Source organism: Myxococcus sp. CA023, assembly GCF_010998615.1.
Lineage (GTDB): Bacteria > Myxococcota > Myxococcia > Myxococcales > Myxococcaceae > Myxococcus.
Window position 1 is genome coordinate 1 of record NZ_JAAEAH010000077.1, and the last position, 20,237, is coordinate 20,237.

Here is a 20,237-nt window from a genome sequence, read left to right on the forward strand (position 1 = left end):
CCGTAGCCCCCGCCCGCCGGAGCGCATCCGGCCCCACCCTTTTCGGTTTGCAGGAGGCGTCATGGCGACGTTGCTGGCGGAGCTTTGGCAAGTTGTCGAGAACCGGGCCGACCCCTCTGACTGGGCGGACCGGGCGATGTACGAGGTGCGGTCCACACTGCGGCGCTCGCTGCTCGCCGCCGAGGCGCGGATGGAGCGCGCCGGCATCCAGACCTGGACGCTCGAGCGGACCGTGTTCGTGGCCGCGCTGCTGGGCGCCGTCTGGGCGCAGCACCACGACACCCTGGGCACGCCGTCGGTGCCCGCCAGTGGCCTGCTGGCGGCCCTGGGCGTCTCCGAGGAGGTCGCCGCCATCGTCTCCGTGGTGGTGCTCGCCGTCTCGCTGCTGTCCCTGGTGGACGGCGCCGAGCTGGACTCCATTGCCACCCGCGAGCGCGAGAAGGCGGAGGCCGAGGGCCGGCAGCCCGTGACGGTGGAGTGCTCGCCGCGCGCCGCGCAGCTCCGGGGGCGTGGCCCATGGATGGCGCTGGTGCTCCTCGCGTTCACCTTCGGCTGGGTGGCCGCGGTGGGCTTCGCCTGGCGCCAGGTGTACCCGCACTGGCGACGTTGGTACCGGGCGCGCCGCCCCCTCGGCCGTGTGCGGTGGGTGCCCCAGTTGCCTCGGCAGTGCGGCCAGACGTGCGTAGCGATGCTGACAGGGCAGCAGGTGGCCGAGGTGTGCGAGGTGATGGGGCGCAACGCGGAGTGCGGCGAGTTGGGCATGGCCATCGCGCTCCAGTCGGCCGGGCTGGACCTGGAGCAGGACCTGCACCCCGGGCTTCCCGCGCCCACGGTTCGCGCCCTCGTGCTGCTGCGGCACGAGCTGACGGGCGCCGGGCACTGGGTGGTGTGGGACCGGGGCCACGTGGTGTGTCCGGCTGAGGGCCCGATGTCGCCGCGGCACGCCGACGAGCACTGGTGGCGGCACTTCTGGCAGGTGGCGGGCCACCACCAGGTGCTGCCGAAGGTGGCGCATCCGCTGCCGGGCTACGTGGGCGAGCTGTACCGCATGCAGGTAGGTTCGCGATGAGCACCCTGGACGACGTGTGCCGGCGCATCAAGGGCCTTGAGGAGGTGTGGCGCGAAGGGCAGAGCGCCAACATCCGCAAGTGCCTGGAGGAGGCTGCCTCGCTGCCTGAGCGTCAGCAGGCGGCCCAAGAGGCATTGCGGACGGCAGAGGCCGAGTTGGCGCGTGTCACCCCGGACGCCACGCCCAGCAACCATGCGCAGTGGCGCGAAGCGTTCGGCGAGACGGTGCGCTGCGGGGTGGTGCTGGCGAAGCTGGCCGCCGAAGAGCGCTCGCTGTGGCTGCTGCTCAGCGTGGAGCTGTGGCACGCGCGGATACGCCACTGGGAGCTGGGCGTCGCGTCCGCGAACCAGCGGGAGCGTCCGAAGTAAAGTCAGACATCAGAGGTACAGCGAAAGGCATTCCACCTTGGAGGGCCAATCGTTGCCAACTGGCTACCAGTACCTCTGTCACGGATATGCCGAGCACCCAGACCGCAGCTTCGTCCTCTGCGAGCGCGAGGACGGCCACGCAGGGCTGCACAGGTGGCGCGACTTTGAATGGGACGACGCCCCTTCTGCTGAGCAGGAAGCCGAAGCAGAGCTGAGAGAACTGTTGCGGCGGGCTGAGCAGGCCGCCGGGGAATGGTGGGACGAATGAGCTACGCGACGCGAGGCATCAAGCGCACGCCCAAGGTGACGCCCGAGCTGGAGCGCCACCGCGCCGTGCGCGCGGAGTTCCTCCGGGAGCTGGCCGAGCTCCAGGGCACGGCGCCGGAGCCGACTCCACCGCAGGTCATTCCCCCGGAGGAGCGCTGCCACTGCGGCAGTAAATGGTTGGACGTGGGCAACCGGCGCATCTGCGGCCTGGGCTTGCATGACGGATAGCTGAATGCGCGACGGCACCGCGGCCCCTGTGCCACCCCGCGCAGCCGCCTCCCATCAGGCGGCGCTCCGTGTCGGCACGAGCGGAGTCTTCTCGTGGTGACGGGTACCCCTCCCTCCACCACACCCGCCGCGCATAGGGCGCGGCGGTGCAGTCATCACGGCGTGACGTAGACGCCACGCGGGCCCGGCTGGGGTTTCCCCCCTACCCGGCTGGGGTTTCCCCCCTACCCGGCTGGGCCCGCACCTTCTCCCGTAGTCCCCCACGTCGTCCCCATCAGGAGTCGAAATGCGTTTGTCTTTGATGCCAGCCCTGGCGCTGTCGCTACTCGTGTGCGCGTGCGCCGCCAGCACGGAATACGAGCGAGGTGTCCTCACGCGCCCTCCGCCTCCGGCCGCGAGGCCCGGCGTTGGTGCGCCCGAGTTGGGCCAGCCGGCAGACGTGTACCACCCGAACGTGCCACGTGGGCGCAATCGGCGCGTCCTGCCGCCGTCCGCCCGGCCCGGCATCTGGGCATCGGACGGCGACCCGGCCCGGCGCGCGAAAGTGCAGGTGACGCCTGGCCGAGCCACGCGGGCTGTGACGAGGACACCCGACGGCATCCCCGACGCCGCATGGAAGGAGTGCTGGAAGGACGCCCAGCAGTGCATCCGCGAGGAAGAGGACACGCAGTGGCTCGCTGATGACGACTACGAGTGCTTGCGCTGGAACCTGCTCACCGCGTGCGGTGGGCAGGCCAACGGCGCCGCGGAGATGTCGCCGGAGGTCGCGAGGCGCTGGGGGCGAGGCTGGGACACGCGAGCGTTCTACGACGACGCCCGAGAGAAGAAGCTCAACGTGTGCGTTGACGCTGGCCGTCTCGCGCAGCGGTTGAACGACACCTACGAGCGACTGCACGCCAGGTGCTCGCCGCTCTGGAGCGCCGCCTTCCGCCAGTAGCCCGCTGGAGCGCATCGCCCCCAGCCCCGCCGCGGAGCAGCAGCGCACTCCCCTCGACCTGCCGGCGCACCTCCGGCCCGCGGACTCGGCTCACGCCGACGCAGCAGTCCCCTCGCAGCCCCAGGAGCACCCCACACGATGTTCCATCGAATCGTTGCAGTCGTCGCAGCACTCCTCGTCAGCGCCCCCGCGTTGGCCCAGCAGTCCACGTTGTACGAGGGCGGCAAGGTCTTCACCGCCCGAGACGACCGGCCCTTCGTTGAGGCGTTTGTCGTCCGCAACGGCCGCATCGCCGCCACGGGCAGCACGGGCGACCTCAGACTGCTGTTCCCCCACGCGCGCCGGGTGGACCTGAAGGGGATGACGGTCGTCCCCACCTTGAGTGACTCGCACGCCCACGTGGCGCAGCTCACGGACGAGCGGTTCATTGTCGGTCTGCACCCCTCCACCTGGGCGCCCGACGGCGGCCCCACGGTCCAGCAGTGGGTGACGTGGATTTCCGAGCGCGCGGCACAGGTGCCTGACGGAACGCCCATCGTCGGGTACTACGGCCGCCAGCTCTACGAGGACCTGAACGCCATGGGCGTCACGGCCCGCGACCTCCTGGATGGCATCACCACGCGCCACCCCGTTGTCCTGCTGGAGTGGAGCGGCCATGCGAGCGCGTCCAACTCCGCAGCCCTCGAAGCCGCGGACATCCGCGACTACCAGCCCGACCCGTTTGGCGGATGGAGCGGGCGCGATGACACCGGGCGGTTGACGGGTGTCCTCCAGGAGTACGCCCTTCTGCCGCTGGTCCGGTACCTAAGCCGGATGGTCCCGGATGCGCACTACGTCTCGCAATATGGCGGCTGGGTCGCTGGCGGGGAGTCGGTCGGCGTGGGCGAGACGCACGACTACGTCTTCGTCGACGAGGACGAGCGCTTCGCGCCGGTCATCCAGCAGCTCCCGCGGCCGGATGCCATCGTCCCGCACTGCATCATCACGCGCTCGGGCAAGGAGTGCGCCCCGGGGCCGGACGGCATCATCAGGCGGAAGGTGTTCGCCGATGGGACGCAGGTGGCGTGCAGCGCCTACGTCTCCGCGCCCTACCTGCGCCCCGAGTGGTGCCCCACCGGCTTCGATGTGAACGCAGGCTACGGCATCAAGAACCTGACCGACGCCCAGATGGACTGGGCCATCGACGACACCCTCCAGCGCGGCGGCATGCTCTCCGTGCACGCCATTGGCGATGCCGGCATCGAGCACATCCTCTCGCGGCTGGAGGCGCGGCCAGGCGTGAACTGGAAGGGCCGCATCAGCATCGAGCACTTCAACGTCACGGGTGAAAACCACGTGAAGCGCGCGAAGCGGCTCAAGGTGGCCATCAGCGGCATGGGCACCCACCAGTTCCTCATCCCCAGCATGATGCACGAGCAGCACCCCGGCCACCTGCACACGCACGCGCTGAAGCTCCGCTCCCTACTGACGCCGGAGCTGGACGACGATGGGGTGACGGTGCTGGAGCCACTGACACTCGCTCTCGGCTCGGACGCATTCGGACCCCATGCACCGTCCCCGTGGCTGGACGCGATGTTCCTGGTGACGGCGCCGTTCAACCCCGCCGAAGCCCTGACGATGGAGCAGGTGGTGCGGGCATACACCCGTGGCACCGCGGAGGCGCGGCTCCGCGCGGACGTCGGCGTGCTGGCTGCCGGGAAGCGAGCCAACTTCGCGGTCCTCTCCCAGGACGTCTTCACCGTGACGCCGGACAAGCTCCCGCAGACCGGCTCGGTTCTCACGGTGATTGACGGCGCCGTGCGGTGGAACACGGACGTGCTGGACCTGTCCGCGCCCTGAGCCCTCCCCCTCGCAGGTGACGTGAGCGCGGGCGGTGCTGCCCAGGCCGCCCGCGCTGTCTCCCCCAACCCGTAGTCCTGGAGTGACGCTGATGCGCTGGATGCTGTTGATGCTGGTTGTGATGGCCGGGTGCGCGGGCTCGCAGCAGGCCCCCGACTCCGACCGTGTGTTGCTGGTGACGAAGGGTTGCTCCGCGGCTGCCGCGAAGAAGGTGGCCGCGAACGCGGAGGCGTCGACCTGGCCGTCCAGTGAGACTCAGTGCCTCCAGGACTTGTGGATGGCCGACTGCGCGGGCGAGCAGTCGCGCAACCCGGACGCGGCGCTGGAGATGCAGGACCGAGTCAGACACCTGTGCGGCGCCAGCCTCACCGCTCGGGTACTCGACGTCTACGACTCCGGCCCGCCGTCCTTCCCCTGACTCGCCCCAAGGCTGGGTGCCTCGCCGCGCCCAGCCCCTGCTGTCCTCTCGCTGTGTCCGAGGTGCCGTCCATGACTACGAAGTTTCCCTGTGGCCACGACAGCCTGACGTCGGAGTACTGCGCCAACTGCAATGCGGCCTACCACCTGGGCCAGCACATCCGTTACACGCTCCAGACGGACAACGACCGCCTGCTCCGCGCGGTGGCCGGGCTGAGCGACGAGGAGCGCGGGAAGCTGCGCGCGCTCGTTGTCCAGCAGCCCACGGCCACGCCCGAGGAAGTGGAGCGGGACGAGCGCAAGGTAAAGGCTCTGCTCACCTCGTGGCACGGGCAGGAGCGCGACGATGGCGAGGCCGCCCTCTCCCGCCTCGCCGCCCAGGCCGCTCGGGTGCCGGGGCTGGAGGAGGAAAGAGACCTCTTCGCCAAGACGTCCGCCACGAAGGAGGAGATGTTCAACGCCGTCGTGTCCGAGCGTGACGAAGCGCGCGGAGCAATGCGCCTCGCGGCCAACGAGCGCGACGCGTGGGTGCGCGACATCGTGGAACCCGTGCGCAAGGCCCTGGGGCTGGACTCCACGACGACCATCGTCGCAACAGTGGCGGCCCTCCGCGAGCGCGTGGCCACGCTGGAGGACACCATCCGCTCCGGGGAAGCGGTATGCGGCGCCGCTGGCGAACGCGTGGCTGAGTTGGAGGCCCGCGTGAAGGCGTTGGAAGCTCAGGTCCTGGCGACTGAGCGCGAGAAGCGCGCCGTTGAGGAGCACGCGGCGAAGTTGTCGGCGCGGCTGGAGGATGCCGACGAGGCACTTGCTGCGGCCGACGACCAGCACAGGCGCGCCGCCCAGCCCCCGCCCGCCCCGGCGCAGGTGGTGTGCGAGCCCTGCAAGGGGCGCGGCGTCCAGTGGGGCACTCACAACGAGTGCTCTATCTGCAAGGGCACCGGGACGACCTCCCCCACCGCGCCCCCGGGGCTGCGCGAGGCGGTGGGGCCGGACAAATCCCTCTTGCGAAGGCTGGCGAACTACACGCGACACGCGCCCACCTGCAACCCGGCTGGCTCAACGTCGGACGGTGCCTGCACGTGTGGTCTCGATGACACGCGCAACGCTGCTCTCGCCGCCTACGACGCCACGGGCGGGGACACGGTGCTCTGTCCGGGGTGCAAGCAGATGGCCCCGGCCACGGAGATGCACACGCGCTGCACCATGTGCGCTGCCTACGAGGACGAGCGGACGAAGAGTGCGACGCTGGAGGCCAGCCCCGACGCTGAGGACGCCGCGAAGTACCGCGCGGCGGTGGCAGCGGCAGCGCCGCTCGTGCCTCTCTGGCGGGAATGCATCGAGCGCAACGGGCGGGGCATGCTCGCGTTTCCGGCCACGGCCGCCGAGATGGCGCCAGTCATCGCCGCCCTCGCCACGCCCCCGACCGGGCCGGGAGGTGGGGTTGAATCCGAGTTGGTGCGATGCGTGGGGTGCTCTTTGACGGAAGGGCATTTCGCTGAGTGTCCGTTCGGTCGGCGCGCCCGCATCGCCCCGGCGCCCGATGATGGGGAGCCCCTGTCCCCTGACGATGCGGCGCTCATTGACGCGGCGTGGAGGAAGCACTCGGCCATCCCGCCCGCGCCGGACGCCCCGAGTTTGAGCCCCGCGCCGGATTCGGCCCCCGCCTCAAGCTCCCCTCAAACTGACGTGGTGTGGCAGTGGGGGAGAAATGGTGGCTGGAAGGTATCTCCGGATGGAGGGCTGTACTGCAAGGTGTGGCTGCATGGCGGCGTTGATGGAGGCTGGGTCCGCGAGGTGGCGGATGACCAGCCAGCTATTGGGCAGGTAGCAATCCAACTCGCCCGCGCGCTGGCCGAGGCGAAGCGGGAGGTGGAGACGCTCAAGGCCGCAGCGGAAGGCGACCTCAAGACGACTGCTGACATGCACCCGGCCGACAGGGCCAACGCTTCACTGGCGTGGGGCTGCGCTGGCTCCCTTCAGGCAGCCCTGCGCCGCGAGCGCGCCAACCGGATGGAGTTCGCCCGCAAGGCCGCCGAGGAGATGCGTGAGCAGGCGGCGCAGTGGATTCTCGGGGTCCCGTGCCTCGGAGCGCTGACGCCCAGCTTCGTCGCGGACAACCTCCGCGCCCTGCCCCTGCTCGGGAAGGCGGTGCGCCGTGGCTGAGAAGCCCATCCTGTTCTCCGGGCCGATGGTGAGCGCCATCCTGGCCGGGCGGAAGACGGTCACGCGGCGGGTGGTGCCGCTGGGCTGGCGCGGCAAGCGGGCTGGCATCGGCTTCGTCGGGGGCCGCGGCGAGGAGGACGACCCGTCCTGCTGGGGCTACGCGGACGAGTACGGCGATTACTACACGCTCGCCAATGACGACCCGCAACGGGTCATCCCCAGCCCCTTCGGCCAGCCCGGGGACCGGCTCTGGTGCAAGGAGACGTGGCGCACCGCCGCCAAGCTCGACGGGCAGTCTCCGACGGCCATCGCCAAGGCATGCACTGATTTGGGCTACCGGTCCCCCTGGGCGCCGCTCCAGTACGAGGCTGACGGCGCCAGGGTGAACTGGAACGAGGCCGACTGGGGCCAGGCCGGGAAGACTCGCGTCTCCATCCACATGCCCCGCTGGGCCTCGCGGCTCACGCTGGAGATGGTGTCCGTGCGCTTCGAGCGCCTCCACGACATCACCGATGAGGACGCCAAGGCGGAGGGACTGACGTGCCTCTCCAAGGATGGGGGCCGCACCTGGAAGTACGGCATCCCTGACCGCGATGGGTGGCCCGGGACCGATGACACCGGCTGGCCATGGACGGACTGGGACGTCAGCCCGCGCGTCGCATTCCGCCGCCTCTGGTCGTCCATCTACGGCCCCGAATCCTGGGAGCGCAACGACTGGGTGGCGCGGGGCGAGTTCCGCGCGCAGCCTCTGGCAGGAGGTGCCCTGTGACCGCCCCCCTCGGAGGCCCGTACCGCTACAGGCGAGAGGGGCGCGGGGTGTTCCACTTCCCGCTCGCGAGGCCGTGGACCTGGGCGCTCACCCACCACGGCATGTGGTCCGTGTTCGTGACGGACCAAGAACCGCCACGGGACGGACGTCCGGGCCGGCGGCATCCGCTCCACCCGCCCCCGGAGTTGATGGGCCAGTGGTTGGCCATCTACGCGACGAAGGACTACGACGCCGAAGCCGTCCGCTGGCTGCGCGCCGCGCACGGTTTGGAGGCTCCTGCCGGCGACGTGCTGCCCCACGGGGCCTACGTGGCCGTGGCTCGCCTGGCCGAAGTGTCCACGGCGGGCAATGACTGCCGAGCCTTCGGCCGCGACCCCTGGTGGGCACCGCGTGGCGCCTCCTGCCGCGGAACCATTGCCTGGTGGCTGGAGGAGATTCAGCCGCTGGAGCCGCTCCCGGCCGCGCACGCGCAGCGCCTGGCGCCGGTGGACCCGGGACTGGTGCCGGAGCTGCGCGAGCGGATGCGCTTGGCTCGGGACAAGCTGTGGCGTCCGGAGGTGTACGCGGTACCGGCCTCCCTCCCGTTCCCCCCGCCAGCGCGCGCGGAGACACCTGCGCCGGCACCGGCTCCTCCGCCGCCCCCACCGCCGCCGCGGGCCGTCGTCGACGACAGGCCGGTACCGCCCATGCTTGCCGAGCCCGAGCAGCTCGGCCTCTTCGGCGAGGCGCCCCGCCCCACGGCGGACACCGCCAGCGCGCCGCTCGTCGCGGCGCCCACGCCGATGGAAGCCGTGCCCGAGTCAGCCACCCACCTGGAGGGGCTGGACACCCTGCACCAGTTGCAGCCGCCCTGCCGCACACCGCCGGCAGTGCTGATGGAGGGCGCGCGGCGCGTCCGGGCGCTGCTCGCGGACGGGAAACCGCACGAATGGCGCGAGGTGTGGGCGGCGGCCACCCTCGACCCGGCACGGGGTAGCCTCGCCTATCGGGTGACGGAGGCGCTCGCCGTGCACGGCCCGCTACTCCCCTGGAGGGTGCGCACCACCGGCACCTGTAAGGGCGACGGCTATGCGTGGTTCACGCTCGCGGAGGACGCCTCGTGCTCCGCCACACCCTGACAAATGCCCTCGAGGACCTGCGCCGCCTGGTGGCCGCTGGGTCCCCCAGTATCCCCGCCGCGCTGCGCTTCGTGCGACTGCGCGACCGGGCCCGCGTCGAGTTGGACAAGCTGCTCGACGCCACGCGCTTCGAGGTGGAGCGAGACCAGCTGGCGTCCCCCTTCGCCGGGCGCGAGGGCCAGGTGGCCACCCGCGCGCTGGTGAACTGGGTGGAGGCCCGCAAGGCCGTCTCCCACTGCGAGGGCCCGCGCTCCGCCGGAGGACTCGGGCTCAAGGCATGGGAAGACGTCGGCGGGCTGACGCGGCTGGAGACGGTGGGCCTGCTGACGCTGGCGCTGGAGCGCCTGGAGCGCACGCCCGAGGTGGGCGTGGGGCCGCTGTTCCCGGGGCTCACGTCCCCAGGCAACCGGTGACGCTACCCCTCCAGCACCAGCCAGTCCCCGCGGCACTTCATGCACTCGCGCCTGGTGAGTCCTGGCACGGCCACCACTGTGGTGATGCGCGCCTCGTAGGGCGAGCACGTCCCACAACCCTCCGCCATGGTGCGCACCGGCAGGGTGTGCTCGTGCGGCGGGAGGCGCAGCATCTTGAGCCACTCCTCCACCCATGCCGCGTTGACCTTGAGGTCCAGCGTGTGCTCCGGGCCCTCCACCACTAGGTTGTGCTGGAGCGCCAGCCAGTACAGGCGAAACAGGTCGGTGACGCCCTTGAGCGCCGGTCCGCGGGCTGCTGCCTCGCGGCCCAACGCCTCCAGGTGCTGCTTGAGCTGCTCACGTGTCACGGCGGCGCAGACTGCCACGGGCCACCTGGTGGCGCGAGCCGCCGGCAGGCCCGCGCTCAGAGTGTGCCGCACTGCCTCCGCTGGTGCGTCTCGCCGTGGCGCTCGCACGCCCACGCGGCGCCGCAGTCGCAAGCCACCGCCTCGGCGCTGGTGCAGCACGGAGCATCGCCGCGGATGAGGGAACGCGGGCGAGGACGGTGGCGCGCTGCTTTCGTCGGCTGGCGTGGCGTCACGTGCCCTCCCGCGAGGCCTCCGGGCCTGCCCCTTGATGATGCGCCACTCGCCACGGAGGCGGTAACAATCGGCCCGGCCCGGTTGTGTGGCAGCCGTCAATACCTCCCGGGAGGGCTGGACGCCCCCGTGCTCCACCGGTAGCGTTCGTGTCGTGCCCAGTACGGGCGCCCCTGGACTCGCCGTGACGCCCCCGGGCGTTGAGCATTTGGTGTCAGCCCAGGTGGGGTCGAGGTTGTAGCCGCCTCCCTTTGCAGTGATGCCGCAAGGCGCTGGGCCGGGCCTCTCACGGGGCCCGGCCCTGTAGTTTCGCTCACCACCCAGCGCACCCGCGCAAGAATAGAGCCGGCTCTATTGACATGCCCATAGGGCCGGCCTTATGAACATGTCGCCGGCTGCGGCACTCAGGCTGCGTCGGGTTCGGGGGTTGCCGTGGACACGCTATCGGTCGCAGACGGTGCGCTGACGCTGGAGCTGGAGTTGCCCGAGTTGACTGGCTCGCCGAAGCAGGTGGAGTGGGCAGTCCGCGAGCGCCGCGCACTCATCCTGAGCGTGCTCGAACGCCTCGCCGCGCGCCCAGGACTCAAGCACCTCGCCGCGCACCCGGCGGAGAAGGAGCTCGCACTAACCTGCGTGCGGGACGCCGCCCAGCGACTGACGGCCGCCAGTTGGTGGACAGACCACCGCGGCGACGCGCGGGCGCTGCTCAGCGAACTCGAACCTGCGCTCCGGGCGGGAGTCAGCAAACTCCAACAGGGAGGCCGCCCATGAAGCGGGTCCGGGAGGTACTGACAGGTGCCGAGTACGAGACGGACGGCGACTTGCGCTGGGGAACAGGGCCTCGGAAGGTGCTCACCTTCCACGAGGCCCTGGCGACCACGCGGCCGTTTCAGCAATCCCCGGACGAGGCGACCTGGGTGCAGCGCCGCGGGGACACGACAGACACTTACGTCCCTGTCGAGGTGCTGGCGTCCACCTCCGTCCTCGACACGTGGGACGAGGACGCCCCGGTTGACCTCGCATTTGAGCGCAAGGTGCGCGCGGTGCGCGTGGCGTCTGCGCGGGAGCTGGGCGCTGCCCAGGCCGAAGCCATGAAGGAGGTTGGCATGTACGGCCCCACCATCACCCGGTCCGATGCAGAGCGCGCCATCCTCTCGGACAGGGCGTCGACGACGCCAGTCGCCGACGCCGAGATCGACGCCTACATCGAGGGCTGGAAGTCCCCGTAGAACGCCCCGATGGATCCGCACCGCGTTTGGCGTCCTTATCTGTGAGCCCCACCCATGCCACGACACGACCCAGCCAAGACACCGCCCGAGTCACAGCGTGCCGCGAAGGGCACGCGGCTCGCGACGCATGAGATAGGCCTCGATGAAGCCTCGGCCAGCGCCCTCGCCTTCCTCATTGAGCGCCTGAAGGCGCACCCGGAGAAGGGGTACCCCGCCAACAAGAGCGGGGTCGCCAGGCTCGGGCTCCAGGAAGCGGCGAAGGCACGCGGCTGGAAGCCTCCCGAGGAGGGCTCCTGATGCAGGCCCTCGACTGGCCCGGCCCGCCCGACGCCGCCCGCGGCTACTGGCGGCGCGGCGGCGTGGACGCGGCGCTGGCTGCCCTTGAGGAGGACGAGGCCGCCGGCCGCATCCCCAAGTCCCTGGCGGACCTGGTGTTCGGCGCCTTCCCCTTCCTCGCGCTTGAGGACGCGGTGAAGCGCCACGGCCCCACGCGCGTGAACGACGCCCTCACCGACCCTCAAGTCCAGCGGGCCCTGGCTCGCGTCACAGGGGGCCCCGACCACCACGGGACCTACAAGCTCCTCTGTATGGAGCGCTGGTTCGGCCTCGTCTACGAGGCCCATGGGCGCCACGACTACGAAGTGTCGCCCGGCCTGGCGCAGCGCCTGCGACACACCGAGCTGCGCGGCCTGTCGTGCGATGACCTGCACCTGCCGCACCCGTGCATCCAGCTGAGGGTCCCCATCGAGGCCGGCATCGCCCTGCCCGATACGGCCGGGCCCGACCTGCCGGTGACGGGGCTTCTCCTCGCAGAGGAGCCCGCGCCTGGCCGTTGCTGGCGCCTCTGCGTGGAGGCCTCGCGGCCCGACGGGCAGCGCACGCTCAATCTAATCTCCGTGTCACTGCCGGCAGGGCAGGACCTGGACACCGCACTCGACTCCCACGAGAGCAAAGCTCAGCACGCCAACGAGCACTGGCGCGCCATCTGGGCCTGGGCCATGAACGTCGTCCTCTACGCCACCAGCGGAGGGGTGCGCGAGGAGGTGTGGCGCAACCGCGAGGCCCGCCAGCTCCGCGACCGGATGATGAAGCTGCCCAAGGGGCCGAAGCGGGACAAGCTCCGCGCGGAGCTCAAGGCCATGGACGTGCAGCGGCGCGTCGTCCTCGGGCCCGGCGTTGTCCCGCTGGAGACTCCACCGCCGGGCACCACGGGCCGGCCGCTGGTGGTGCGCACGAGGGTGTCCGGGCATTGGAAGCGGCAGGTGCACGGCCAGGGGCGCGCCGAGCGCAAGCTGATGTGGATTCAGCCCTACTGGCGCGGACCGGACGATGCCGCCGCGCCGACCGGCACCACCCACGGGCTGGTGTGACGCGCCCGCTGGTACGCCTCCTGCTCTGCACGGCGGGCATGACCAGAATGCAGAGGGTGGCGCTCGCGCAGCGCCTTGGGGCGGCGGAGAGGGAGCTGCAGGCGGCGGTTGCAGCGCTAGACGAGAGTCCAGCGGCGAGGACGCGGTACGCGAGAGCGCTCGCCGAGCACCAAGCGGCGGAAGCGTGCGCGGTGCAGGCGCTGCACGTGAGCCGGCGCCGCCCAGGACCGCGCCCGGCGCGAGCCAGGGCCCCGTCGGCACACGCCCGCTGACGCCCCACCACCTGCTCCGTGGACTGTGCGCGACAAGGCGCAAGGGTAGCCCCACAGCTCTTGCCCTTGCGCCTCTCGCGACGCTGCTACGGCTTGCTCACGTACAGCCGGTACACCGCCCACACGAACGGGACAAGAGCGGCAGCGCCGCCAAGCCCCCAGTGGACGATGACCTTCCACGTGTTGTTATCCAATGGCGGTCACCTTTCCCTTTCTCTGGAGCTGGTGCACCGGCACACGGATTGCGAGTCGCGTTGGCGCCACTGCACTTCTCCAGCGATTTTCTACCTGCCTCGTTGACCCAGGCAGTTCTATCAACCCACACACTGTGCGCAAGAAACCCACATCCAAGCTGCGCCGTGAATGGGCATCAGCGTTCAAGCGGTCGTGGAGTTGCGTTCGAACGAGATGTAGGTAGCTTCTGTCTTGCGAGTCGCGTTGGTGCTACTGCACTTCCGCGCGCAAAAGACGCCCACATGCCCGTGGGCGTCTTTTGCGTTTCTGCCCCCTGACCACGGACTATTGGCACACCGCAGGGGTGCGTCGAGATTTCCAAGTCAACGCACTCACAGTGAGCGGCGGAGGCCAGCCAATCAGCAACTAGCTTGGCTACGTCGCACGGGCAACCTGCCGCGGTGGTGGCAGGCCGTCGGCGCGGCTTCACACTTTGCGTGCTCCAGGGGACCGGCCGCTCACCATTGCATGGCAGGCGAGCAGGTCCCGCAAGGTGAGCCTTTCGACAGCGGCGAGAGCCTGCTTCGTAACTGCAATCATCTGCTCCTCCACGCTCGGAGAGGGTGCCCCTCGCGGGCTCCCCGAACGTCGCAACCTGTAGCCCCTTTCCGGGGGCTCAGCAAATAGGTTTCCGAAAATGTCAACCATTTACGCGAAAGAAAATAGTGCATTGTTGGGTCGGAAAAATCCCCCGGCGGATTCGAGTGGTTACGGCACTTGCTGCGTGCGCAAGGGCGCCTCTGTGGCGTCGCTCCGTGAGCTGCAGACGGAAGAGGCGTGCGCGGTGCAGGCCCTACACGTGAGTCGGCGCCGTCCAGGCCCGCGCCCGCCGCGAGCCAGGGCTCCTGCCCCGTCGACGCACGCAAGCTGACGCCCCTTCTTCTGCGCACGGAGGCAACGTGCGCAGAGACATCCCCCCAGCCCAGACCGCCGAGCAGCTCCGCGCCAAGCGCGTGCGTGACGACTTCGCCCGCGCCAAGCAGCAGGCCACTCTCGCCATGCACCACGAGCACCAGGTGCGCCGCGGCTGGGCCGGCCCTCTCTCCGCTCCAGACGAAGGCGGGCTCCGCCCGCGCCACCGTTGACCTGTCGTGGTGGCGGCGGGCCTTCGGCGCGGCTTTCTCGCCTGCCCAACCACCACACCCTCGGGCATTCCGCCCGGGGGCCTTTCTCCGCCGCGAGGCCGCCATGAGCACTGAGCAGCCCCCGCAACAGGACCCGCAGCAGGACCCGCCCGTGGACGTGCGCTGGGAGGCCGAGCAGTACCGCGTCGTCAAGGACGGCCCGGACCACCACATGGAGGCCTGGGACGCGTTCGGCGACTACTCCCCCTGGTGGGAGCGGCTGGACCTGCTGGCCATGGATGCCGAGGAGTTGAGGCGCCTGCTCCGGCGCCTCATGGACACGCTGTCACGGCAGGGCGGCCGGAAGTAGCCGCCCTGCCGGTTGCGTCACGCAGCCTCGCCGTGGCCCTCGCGCAGCGCCTGCTCCAGCCGGCGGGCCGCAGCCTCGCAATAGCGCTCCTCGAGCTCCACGCCCACCGCGCGGCGCCCGAGCTGCTGCGCGGCGACGAGGGTGGCGCCGCTCCCTGCGAACGGGTCCAGCACCAGGCCGCCTTCCGGGCACGAGCGCGCCATCAGCAGGCTCAGCAGGGAGACCGGCTTCTCAGTGGGGTGCGTCCGCTGCTGTGGGGGCACCGGCGCGTGGCCCGCGAGGACGGCCCCCATGCGCTTGCCCACCAGCGGCCGACGCTTCGGGCCGGCCGCGTGCAGCACCACCTCGTAGTCCGGGGCGTAGGAGGCCGCGCAGTCCCCCATGCCTCCGCGGTTCTTCCACCACACGAGAGCGCCCTTGATCCGCATGTGCGCCGAGGTCGCGTCGTAGAAGTCGGGCCACGACTCCCAGTGGCAGAACACGTAGGCGTGCGCATCCGGCGCCAGTGCATGGCTCGCCGCGGACAGGGCCTGGCGCAGCACCCTCATCCCCTGGCGCGAGCCGTCGGCCCGGATGGCGGCGGACGTCTTCCCCTTCCCCTCATAGGCCATCCCATAGGGTGGGTCCGTCAGGAGCAGGTCCACGGATGCGGACGGTAGGTCCACCAGCTGGTCGCGGCAGTCCGCGTGGTACAGCGTCACGGTGCGAGTCGAGTAGTAGGGCTTCAAGACGTCCTTTCCGGCGCGGCGCCCTCTGTTCTGCACAGCCAGTGCCGGCATGTGCCGCGTCCTCATGATGGAACGCAGCGTGAGCAACCTGACGCGGAGGGTCCTATGTGGTGGCCAGCCCGAGGAATAGTCTCAATCTCATGCTCAAGCGCCGACTTATCTTCGCCAGTCTTGTCCTAGCCGTCGCCTCGCCCGCCCCCGCACAAGGCCCCCCCATCCGGAAGGAGTGGCGCGTTGCTGCGCAGCTAGCCTGTAGAGGCGACACTCCCTTCGTTGACCCCAACTCGCTGGACCAAGAAGTGTGCACCGTCACGTGCAAATCGGGAAACAGCTCCGGGCAGAAACTGGGCACCGCGCGCCTCGCCAACGGGTCGCCATGCCACAAACACCACATGGCAATGCCTCCGTTCCCACTGCACTTGGGCACTTGCTACAACGGCTACTGCAACACACCGAATCAATAGCGTCATGAGACAACCCGCTCCGGGATTCCCAGAGCGGGTCGTCTCACATCACCAACCGAACGTGAACCGGGCTCCGACGCCGGCCATCCGCTCTCGTGCGTTGGCCTCACCGAAGGCGAATAGCCCAAGGTTGGACCGGAGCCGAGCCCCCGCCTCCAAGCGCGCGTAGGCGCCGGAGAGCGAGGACACGCCGGCCTGGGCCTCCAGGTAGCCGCTCCTCACCGGCACATCGGAGAGGACACGGGAGAGCCCCGCGGACACCTCCGCCCGCGGGGCGTCTAAGGGTGCGGCAGCACCGGGGCCAGGCCAGCGCTGGTGACGGCATGCGCGGCGGCGAGGGCGGCCTCGTCCGTTGCCCGCGTCGCCTTCTGCGCGGCCTTCTGCTCACCATGGAGGGCCTTGAAGCTCAACTGCACCACCGTCTGCTCATGCGGCTTGAGCGGACGCCAGCCGTTGGCGCGGAACCACTCGTCCGCCACCTGGAGCCCGCGGGCGGCCTTGTCCCAGCCGTTGTCCTCCGGGTTCTCCGCAGCGATGTCCTCCACGATGTTGAAGGCGTGGAAGGCGGCCAGGGCGATGCGCCGCTTGCGCCGCTCGTTGAGCCAGCTCCCGCCGGCGAAGAGGGCGACGCCAGTGCCGACGACGCCGAACACGGTGGCGATGCCGGAGGGCGTGAACACGGACGCGAGGATGGTGTCGAGGATGCCGCTCGCCGCGGCCCCGGTTGCCTGGGCCAGCGCTACAGGGGACGTGAGGAGGACGCCGAGGGCGGCGGAGAGGATGAGGGTCTTGCGGTGCTTCATGGGTGCTCCTGGGGACTGCGAGGTGGACAGCCCCCAGGAGAAGAGGTGCTCAGGCCGCGAACTCCGCGTGCCGCCGCAGCACGTCGGTAGCGTAGTCCCGCCCGGTGGTGACGCTGTCCACGGCGGCCTGGCGCTGCGCATCCGTGGCATCGGCGGGGAGGCGCGCCAGCACGGAGCGCACCTTGCCCAGGCCCGCGTTGTAGGCCGCGAGTGCCCCGGCCACGTACCCGTCCAGGGAGTCCAGGTTGCGGCGCAGGTGACGGCACCCGTAGTGCACGTTGACCGCCGGGTCCCGCCACAGCGGGCGGCCCAGGTCGTCCACGGCGCCGATGAAACCCTTGTGGGCGCGGTCATCAATCTGCATCAAGCCTCGCCCGTGCCCGTGGTCCCCCGTGCCCGCGGGGCCCTTCGGGGTGAGCGCGTCGCCGCCCAGGGACTCGCGGTCCATCAGGGCGAACACAAGCAGCGGGTCGAGGCGGTACAGCAAGGCGAGGGGCTCAACTACGGAGCGCCAGCGTTCAATGCGAGGAGGGACCGGCATGATGACTCCCGAGGGCGAAGGGTTGCCCCCGGGAGAAGTGGCGCTCAACTCAGGGCAGCGGGTCCGGAGCCACATCGCTGGTGGACTGGTGGCGGAGGATGGCCGCCTGCACCCGGTTCAGGACCTCGTCCCCGGTGATGCCCTCCTTCTCCAGGGCCTGCACCGCCGCGCGGCTCGCGAGCAGGATGGCCTCGTCGCGCTCCGCGTTGCCGGCGGCCACCCAGCGCTGCTGCGTGAGCGGGCCCACGGCATCCCAGCCGGGCACGTCCCTGCCGTCGAACGTCTTCCAGGGGCCGTGCGGGCCGGGCACCGCGTTGTAGGTGACGAATCCGAGGTAGCCGCTGCGCTTCATGTCGAGGGGATTGCTCATGTGCTGCCTTCTCCATGGGTGCTGCGAGTGAAAGGGGATGCGCCACCGCGTTCCGGCCCGGCCCGGAACGCGGATGGACTCACTGCGGACGGTGGGTGACCGGGGGCGGCGCGGCCTGGAGCTGCGGCGCGTACTGGGAAGGGGGCGGCAGTGTCTGGACGAACCAGCGCCCGCACTCGCGCAGGCCCGCGAGCCCGAGCAGGCCCACGACAGCGCCCACCACCCAGAGGGCGCCCCCCATCCGGGAGTTCCTGTGCTCCTGCTGGTCCTGCCTCTGTTCCAGCCGCGGGATGACGTCCACCGACAGGGCATGCGTCGCGGACGCCTTCTCCAGCGCGTCGACTCGGGCGAGCAGCTTCTCCTGGGCATCGGTCCTGACGGCCGTCTTCTCCAGCGCGTCCACCTTCGCCGCCAATCCCGGCACGACGCCCACGATGGGAGCGTGCTCGGACAGCCGCCGGTCCACCTCCATCACGCGGTCCTCCAGCCGGCGGAACTGCTCGGACGTGGCCATGCGCTCGCTGACGCCACGCAGGTCCTCCCGGACGTTCTCCAGGAGTTGGTGCACGCCAACAGTCATGCGGGTGTTGGCTTCCTTCGAGGCCTCGACCTGCGCGAGCAGTCGGGCGAGTTCCTCACGGGTGGTGCTGCGGCGCGGCTCGGGGGGCATGACGCACAGAAGGGGCGCCCCGAAACGGCAGCCGCGGGCACCCACAGCCCAGAGGACGGCCGCACAGGCGGCACCGGGGCGGACGCCCGTACCGGGCCGCCATCAGCGCCCGTCCCTACGGTACAGGTGTAGGCGACACCGCCACGCCAGTCCGAGCGAAGAGCCATGGAGGTCCCAGGTGTCCCACATGCGCTGGGCCTGGTGCTCAAGGCGCCAGCGCATGGCGGCCGTCAGCGCGTCTTGGTACGCAGCCCACGCACCGTCCTCCCGGCTCCGGGGGCAGTCGCGGCCCTCGCTCTCACGGGCGGCGCGCTCGGCGACGTCAGCAATCATGAGGTCCCAGACGTGGCGGTAGACGGCCTCGGTGGCGTGGTCGCGGCGGGCGGGCAGCTCCTGTAGCAGCACCCGCCACACGTCGGCCGGAGCGAAGCACGCCACGAAGCGGGAGCCAGGTGCGCTGGCGTTCTCGTCCGGCACGCGCTCCCACGTCGGCCGGGCCTTGCCCTCCGCGGACGGGGGCTGGGGTGCCGTCACCGACGGCGCCTTGAGCCGCTCCACCTCGGCCTTGAGCTCAGCGTTCTCCGTGGCCAGCGCCTTCCACTCGTCCGTCAGTTCCCGCCACTCCGGGAGCAGAGTGTCCATCTCCACCCAGCCGAAGCCGCCGCGCTCGGCGATGCACTCCAGGCTCTGGCTGGTGCCGCACCGCTGCACGTAGGCGGACCACGCCCGCTCGGCCACAGGCCAGGGGATGCGCAGTGGGCCGGGCTTCGCCTTGCGCTCCGCCATGAGCGGGAAGAGCGGCATGCGCCTCCGGGCAGACTCCTCGCATGGCTTGCAGCCATACTCCGCAAGGCCGTGACCGCATGCCTTCATGGCGCCCTCCGCTTCGCCGCGCGGTGCAACCTGATGCACTCGACGGTCTTGTACTTGTCCACCTCGACAGCGCCAGCCGCGACAGCCGCCGCTCGCCGCTCGCCGTTCAGGTCGTAGTGCGGAAGGTCTCCATCGGTCTGGAACCATGCGCGCCGCATGCCGATACGCGCGGCCACAGCGTGAAGCTCCGTCAGGTCCAGGCTGTCCGTGAACAGGTGGCACGAGCCCTTGGCGAACACGCGGCGCACCTGCGCGGACTTCCCCCTCAGCCCGTAGTTCACCAGCGCGTCGACGTAGACGGTCATCGCTCAGCCCCTCCGGAGCCCCGCTCCTGGGCGTCGCACTGGCCCGGACAGGTCAGGGTGCCGCACGTCGAGCACCCCTCAAGAGGGAGCCCCGCCCGCCGTTTCGCGGAGTCCTCCCCGACGGGCGCGTCCCCGGTCTCCGTCACCTCGAAGCGCACTGGGTTGGGGCCGTCGACCAGCAGTGACACCCAGCCCCACCCCATGCGCGGCCCGCTGGGAATGGCCCCGAGGCAGCCGTTGAGGAGCCCCAGCACGCCGACGCTCGCCACATCGTCATCGCGGCGCACCTGAATGGACGGGTGGTGCGCGAGCGCCTCGTTGCATGGGACACGCACCGCGAGGAGCTTCGCGATGGCCGAGGGGTCCGCCCACAGCGCTACGTTGAGGGCATCCACCGCAGCGCTCACGTGCGCCGGGATGCGCGGGCCCGGGGGCGCAGGCAGTGTCGGGAAGGCAGCGCGGAGCACAGCCACGGCCGCCCCATCCGCTGGCGTCACGACCTCGATGCGTCGCCACAGGATGCGGATGGCGTGCTCCACGTTGGCGCGCTCAATGGCTGCTTCTGACTGGACCTGCCTCGCATATCCCTGTGCCTCCACCACCGCCCTGGCCAGCCGCCGCGATTCGTGTCGGCGGTGCCGCTCCCGCACCAGTTCGAAAACGGCAAGGAGGGGGGCGGCGACGAGGGCGGCCATGACGGCGTCGAGGAGCTGATTGGTCATGCTCCCGGAGAAGGGGCGCCCTCGCCCGCTGC

General features: G+C 70.6%; 25 protein-coding genes. 16 read left to right on the plus strand and 9 right to left on the minus strand.

Going from position 1 to position 20,237, the window contains the following annotated elements:
• Window positions 1-61: 61 nt before the first annotated feature.
• From F8M74_RS28865 to F8M74_RS28910, 10 genes are all read left to right on the plus strand, one after another.
• Window positions 62-1,069: a hypothetical protein gene (locus F8M74_RS28865; protein ID WP_141257480.1), complete on the plus strand. Its 1,008-nt coding sequence runs from the start codon at window positions 62-64 to the stop codon at window positions 1,067-1,069.
• Window positions 1,066-1,437 (plus strand): hypothetical protein, encoded by a 372-nt coding sequence (locus F8M74_RS28870; RefSeq protein WP_141257481.1) that lies wholly within the window; start codon window positions 1,066-1,068, stop codon window positions 1,435-1,437. Before F8M74_RS28865 ends, F8M74_RS28870 begins: the two co-directional genes overlap by 4 nt.
• A gap of 264 nt (window positions 1,438-1,701) precedes the next feature.
• The gene (locus F8M74_RS28875; protein WP_141257482.1) at window positions 1,702-1,932 is read left to right on the plus strand and encodes a hypothetical protein; all 231 of its coding nucleotides are present in this window, start codon (window positions 1,702-1,704) and stop codon (window positions 1,930-1,932) included.
• A 286-nt stretch (window positions 1,933-2,218) separates the two neighbouring features.
• Window positions 2,219-2,869: a hypothetical protein gene (locus tag F8M74_RS28880; RefSeq protein WP_141257483.1), complete on the plus strand. Its 651-nt coding sequence runs from the start codon at window positions 2,219-2,221 to the stop codon at window positions 2,867-2,869.
• A 138-nt stretch (window positions 2,870-3,007) separates the two neighbouring features.
• Window positions 3,008-4,708 (plus strand): amidohydrolase, encoded by a 1,701-nt coding sequence (locus F8M74_RS28885; protein WP_141257484.1) that lies wholly within the window; start codon window positions 3,008-3,010, stop codon window positions 4,706-4,708.
• 91 nt (window positions 4,709-4,799) lie between these two features.
• On the plus strand, window positions 4,800-5,126 hold the full coding sequence (locus tag F8M74_RS28890) for a hypothetical protein (protein ID WP_141257485.1): 327 nt from the start codon (window positions 4,800-4,802) through the stop codon (window positions 5,124-5,126).
• Window positions 5,127-5,197: 71 nt separating this feature from the next.
• Window positions 5,198-7,291 (plus strand): zinc finger-like domain-containing protein, encoded by a 2,094-nt coding sequence (locus F8M74_RS28895; protein ID WP_141257486.1) that lies wholly within the window; start codon window positions 5,198-5,200, stop codon window positions 7,289-7,291.
• Window positions 7,284-8,060: a hypothetical protein gene (locus F8M74_RS28900; RefSeq protein WP_203330844.1), complete on the plus strand. Its 777-nt coding sequence runs from the start codon at window positions 7,284-7,286 to the stop codon at window positions 8,058-8,060. Before F8M74_RS28895 ends, F8M74_RS28900 begins: the two co-directional genes overlap by 8 nt.
• Window positions 8,057-9,178: a hypothetical protein gene (locus tag F8M74_RS38165; RefSeq protein WP_228560711.1), complete on the plus strand. Its 1,122-nt coding sequence runs from the start codon at window positions 8,057-8,059 to the stop codon at window positions 9,176-9,178. Before F8M74_RS28900 ends, F8M74_RS38165 begins: the two co-directional genes overlap by 4 nt.
• Entirely contained in the window at window positions 9,160-9,591 is a 432-nt protein-coding gene (locus F8M74_RS28910) for a hypothetical protein (protein WP_141257487.1), read from the plus strand. Before F8M74_RS38165 ends, F8M74_RS28910 begins: the two co-directional genes overlap by 19 nt.
• Before the next feature lie 2 nt (window positions 9,592-9,593).
• Here F8M74_RS28910 and F8M74_RS28915 read toward each other — a convergent pair whose 3' ends face one another.
• Window positions 9,594-9,977, minus strand: a complete 384-nt coding sequence (locus F8M74_RS28915) for a hypothetical protein (protein WP_141279899.1) — start codon at window positions 9,975-9,977, stop codon at window positions 9,594-9,596.
• 645 nt (window positions 9,978-10,622) lie between these two features.
• On the opposite strand from F8M74_RS28915, the gene F8M74_RS28920 reads away from it, so the two are divergent.
• The 6 genes from F8M74_RS28920 to F8M74_RS28945 all read left to right on the plus strand — a co-directional run bounded on the left by F8M74_RS28920 (window position 10,623) and on the right by F8M74_RS28945 (window position 14,729).
• Window positions 10,623-10,961, plus strand: a complete 339-nt coding sequence (locus F8M74_RS28920) for a hypothetical protein (RefSeq protein WP_141257489.1) — start codon at window positions 10,623-10,625, stop codon at window positions 10,959-10,961.
• The gene (locus F8M74_RS28925) at window positions 10,958-11,419 is read left to right on the plus strand and encodes a hypothetical protein (protein WP_141257490.1); all 462 of its coding nucleotides are present in this window, start codon (window positions 10,958-10,960) and stop codon (window positions 11,417-11,419) included. Before F8M74_RS28920 ends, F8M74_RS28925 begins: the two co-directional genes overlap by 4 nt.
• A gap of 54 nt (window positions 11,420-11,473) precedes the next feature.
• Entirely contained in the window at window positions 11,474-11,716 is a 243-nt protein-coding gene (locus F8M74_RS28930; RefSeq protein WP_141257491.1) for a hypothetical protein, read from the plus strand.
• Window positions 11,716-12,789 carry a hypothetical protein gene (locus F8M74_RS37545; protein ID WP_203330833.1) on the plus strand — a complete coding sequence of 358 codons (1,074 nt, stop codon included), beginning with the start codon at window positions 11,716-11,718 and terminating at the stop codon, window positions 12,787-12,789. Before F8M74_RS28930 ends, F8M74_RS37545 begins: the two co-directional genes overlap by 1 nt.
• A 1,405-nt stretch (window positions 12,790-14,194) precedes the next feature.
• Window positions 14,195-14,380: a hypothetical protein gene (locus F8M74_RS28940; RefSeq protein WP_141257492.1), complete on the plus strand. Its 186-nt coding sequence runs from the start codon at window positions 14,195-14,197 to the stop codon at window positions 14,378-14,380.
• A gap of 103 nt (window positions 14,381-14,483) precedes the next feature.
• Window positions 14,484-14,729 (plus strand): hypothetical protein, encoded by a 246-nt coding sequence (locus F8M74_RS28945; RefSeq protein WP_141257493.1) that lies wholly within the window; start codon window positions 14,484-14,486, stop codon window positions 14,727-14,729.
• Window positions 14,730-14,746: 17 nt separating this feature from the next.
• Here the strand turns inward: F8M74_RS28945 and F8M74_RS28950 are convergent, their stop codons facing one another.
• The 8 genes from F8M74_RS28950 to F8M74_RS28985 all read right to left on the minus strand — a co-directional run bounded on the left by F8M74_RS28950 (window position 14,747) and on the right by F8M74_RS28985 (window position 20,205).
• Window positions 14,747-15,508 (minus strand): DNA methyltransferase, encoded by a 762-nt coding sequence (locus F8M74_RS28950; protein ID WP_228560713.1) that lies wholly within the window; start codon window positions 15,506-15,508, stop codon window positions 14,747-14,749.
• Window positions 15,509-16,199: 691 nt separating this feature from the next.
• Window positions 16,200-16,724: a hypothetical protein gene (locus tag F8M74_RS28955; protein WP_141257495.1), complete on the minus strand. Its 525-nt coding sequence runs from the start codon at window positions 16,722-16,724 to the stop codon at window positions 16,200-16,202.
• Window positions 16,725-16,773: 49 nt separating this feature from the next.
• A complete protein-coding gene (locus F8M74_RS28960) occupies window positions 16,774-17,265 on the minus strand; it encodes a transglycosylase SLT domain-containing protein (RefSeq protein ID WP_203330832.1) in 492 nt (163 codons plus the stop codon).
• 49 nt (window positions 17,266-17,314) lie between these two features.
• Window positions 17,315-17,635 carry a hypothetical protein gene (locus F8M74_RS28965; RefSeq protein WP_141257497.1) on the minus strand — a complete coding sequence of 107 codons (321 nt, stop codon included), beginning with the start codon at window positions 17,633-17,635 and terminating at the stop codon, window positions 17,315-17,317.
• A gap of 79 nt (window positions 17,636-17,714) precedes the next feature.
• On the minus strand, window positions 17,715-18,305 hold the full coding sequence (locus F8M74_RS28970) for a hypothetical protein (RefSeq protein WP_153881056.1): 591 nt from the start codon (window positions 18,303-18,305) through the stop codon (window positions 17,715-17,717).
• Between the two features lie 102 nt (window positions 18,306-18,407).
• Window positions 18,408-19,109 (minus strand): hypothetical protein, encoded by a 702-nt coding sequence (locus F8M74_RS28975; RefSeq protein ID WP_141257499.1) that lies wholly within the window; start codon window positions 19,107-19,109, stop codon window positions 18,408-18,410.
• 65 nt (window positions 19,110-19,174) lie between these two features.
• Window positions 19,175-19,483, minus strand: a complete 309-nt coding sequence (locus tag F8M74_RS28980; RefSeq protein WP_141257500.1) for a DUF4031 domain-containing protein — start codon at window positions 19,481-19,483, stop codon at window positions 19,175-19,177.
• Window positions 19,480-20,205, minus strand: a complete 726-nt coding sequence (locus tag F8M74_RS28985; protein WP_141257501.1) for a hypothetical protein — start codon at window positions 20,203-20,205, stop codon at window positions 19,480-19,482. The genes F8M74_RS28980 and F8M74_RS28985 overlap by 4 nt, the downstream gene beginning before the upstream one ends.
• Window positions 20,206-20,237 lie beyond the last annotated feature (32 nt).

Excerpts from the sequence above, each read along its gene's own strand:
- F8M74_RS37545 (WP_203330833.1), top strand. The coding sequence starts at position 11,716 with ATGCAGGCCCTCGACTGGCCCGGCCCGCCCGACGCCGCCCGCGGCTAC.
- F8M74_RS28930 (WP_141257491.1), top strand. The coding sequence starts at position 11,474 with ATGCCACGACACGACCCAGCCAAGACACCGCCCGAGTCACAGCGTGCC.
- F8M74_RS28970 (WP_153881056.1), bottom strand. The coding sequence starts at position 18,305 with ATGCCCCCCGAGCCGCGCCGCAGCACCACCCGTGAGGAACTCGCCCGA.
- F8M74_RS28955 (WP_141257495.1), bottom strand. The coding sequence starts at position 16,724 with ATGAAGCACCGCAAGACCCTCATCCTCTCCGCCGCCCTCGGCGTCCTC.
- F8M74_RS28985 (WP_141257501.1), bottom strand. The coding sequence starts at position 20,205 with ATGACCAATCAGCTCCTCGACGCCGTCATGGCCGCCCTCGTCGCCGCC.
- F8M74_RS28865 (WP_141257480.1), top strand. The coding sequence starts at position 62 with ATGGCGACGTTGCTGGCGGAGCTTTGGCAAGTTGTCGAGAACCGGGCC.
- F8M74_RS28880 (WP_141257483.1), top strand. The coding sequence starts at position 2,219 with ATGCGTTTGTCTTTGATGCCAGCCCTGGCGCTGTCGCTACTCGTGTGC.
- F8M74_RS28870 (WP_141257481.1), top strand. The coding sequence starts at position 1,066 with ATGAGCACCCTGGACGACGTGTGCCGGCGCATCAAGGGCCTTGAGGAG.
- F8M74_RS28925 (WP_141257490.1), top strand. The coding sequence starts at position 10,958 with ATGAAGCGGGTCCGGGAGGTACTGACAGGTGCCGAGTACGAGACGGAC.
- F8M74_RS28895 (WP_141257486.1), top strand. The coding sequence starts at position 5,198 with ATGACTACGAAGTTTCCCTGTGGCCACGACAGCCTGACGTCGGAGTAC.
- F8M74_RS28875 (WP_141257482.1), top strand. The coding sequence starts at position 1,702 with ATGAGCTACGCGACGCGAGGCATCAAGCGCACGCCCAAGGTGACGCCC.
- F8M74_RS28965 (WP_141257497.1), bottom strand. The coding sequence starts at position 17,635 with ATGAGCAATCCCCTCGACATGAAGCGCAGCGGCTACCTCGGATTCGTC.
- F8M74_RS28890 (WP_141257485.1), top strand. The coding sequence starts at position 4,800 with ATGCGCTGGATGCTGTTGATGCTGGTTGTGATGGCCGGGTGCGCGGGC.
- F8M74_RS28945 (WP_141257493.1), top strand. The coding sequence starts at position 14,484 with ATGAGCACTGAGCAGCCCCCGCAACAGGACCCGCAGCAGGACCCGCCC.
- F8M74_RS28980 (WP_141257500.1), bottom strand. The coding sequence starts at position 19,483 with ATGACCGTCTACGTCGACGCGCTGGTGAACTACGGGCTGAGGGGGAAG.
- F8M74_RS28885 (WP_141257484.1), top strand. The coding sequence starts at position 3,008 with ATGTTCCATCGAATCGTTGCAGTCGTCGCAGCACTCCTCGTCAGCGCC.
- F8M74_RS28960 (WP_203330832.1), bottom strand. The coding sequence starts at position 17,265 with ATGCCGGTCCCTCCTCGCATTGAACGCTGGCGCTCCGTAGTTGAGCCC.
- F8M74_RS28975 (WP_141257499.1), bottom strand. The coding sequence starts at position 19,109 with ATGCCGCTCTTCCCGCTCATGGCGGAGCGCAAGGCGAAGCCCGGCCCA.
- F8M74_RS28950 (WP_228560713.1), bottom strand. The coding sequence starts at position 15,508 with ATGCCGGCACTGGCTGTGCAGAACAGAGGGCGCCGCGCCGGAAAGGAC.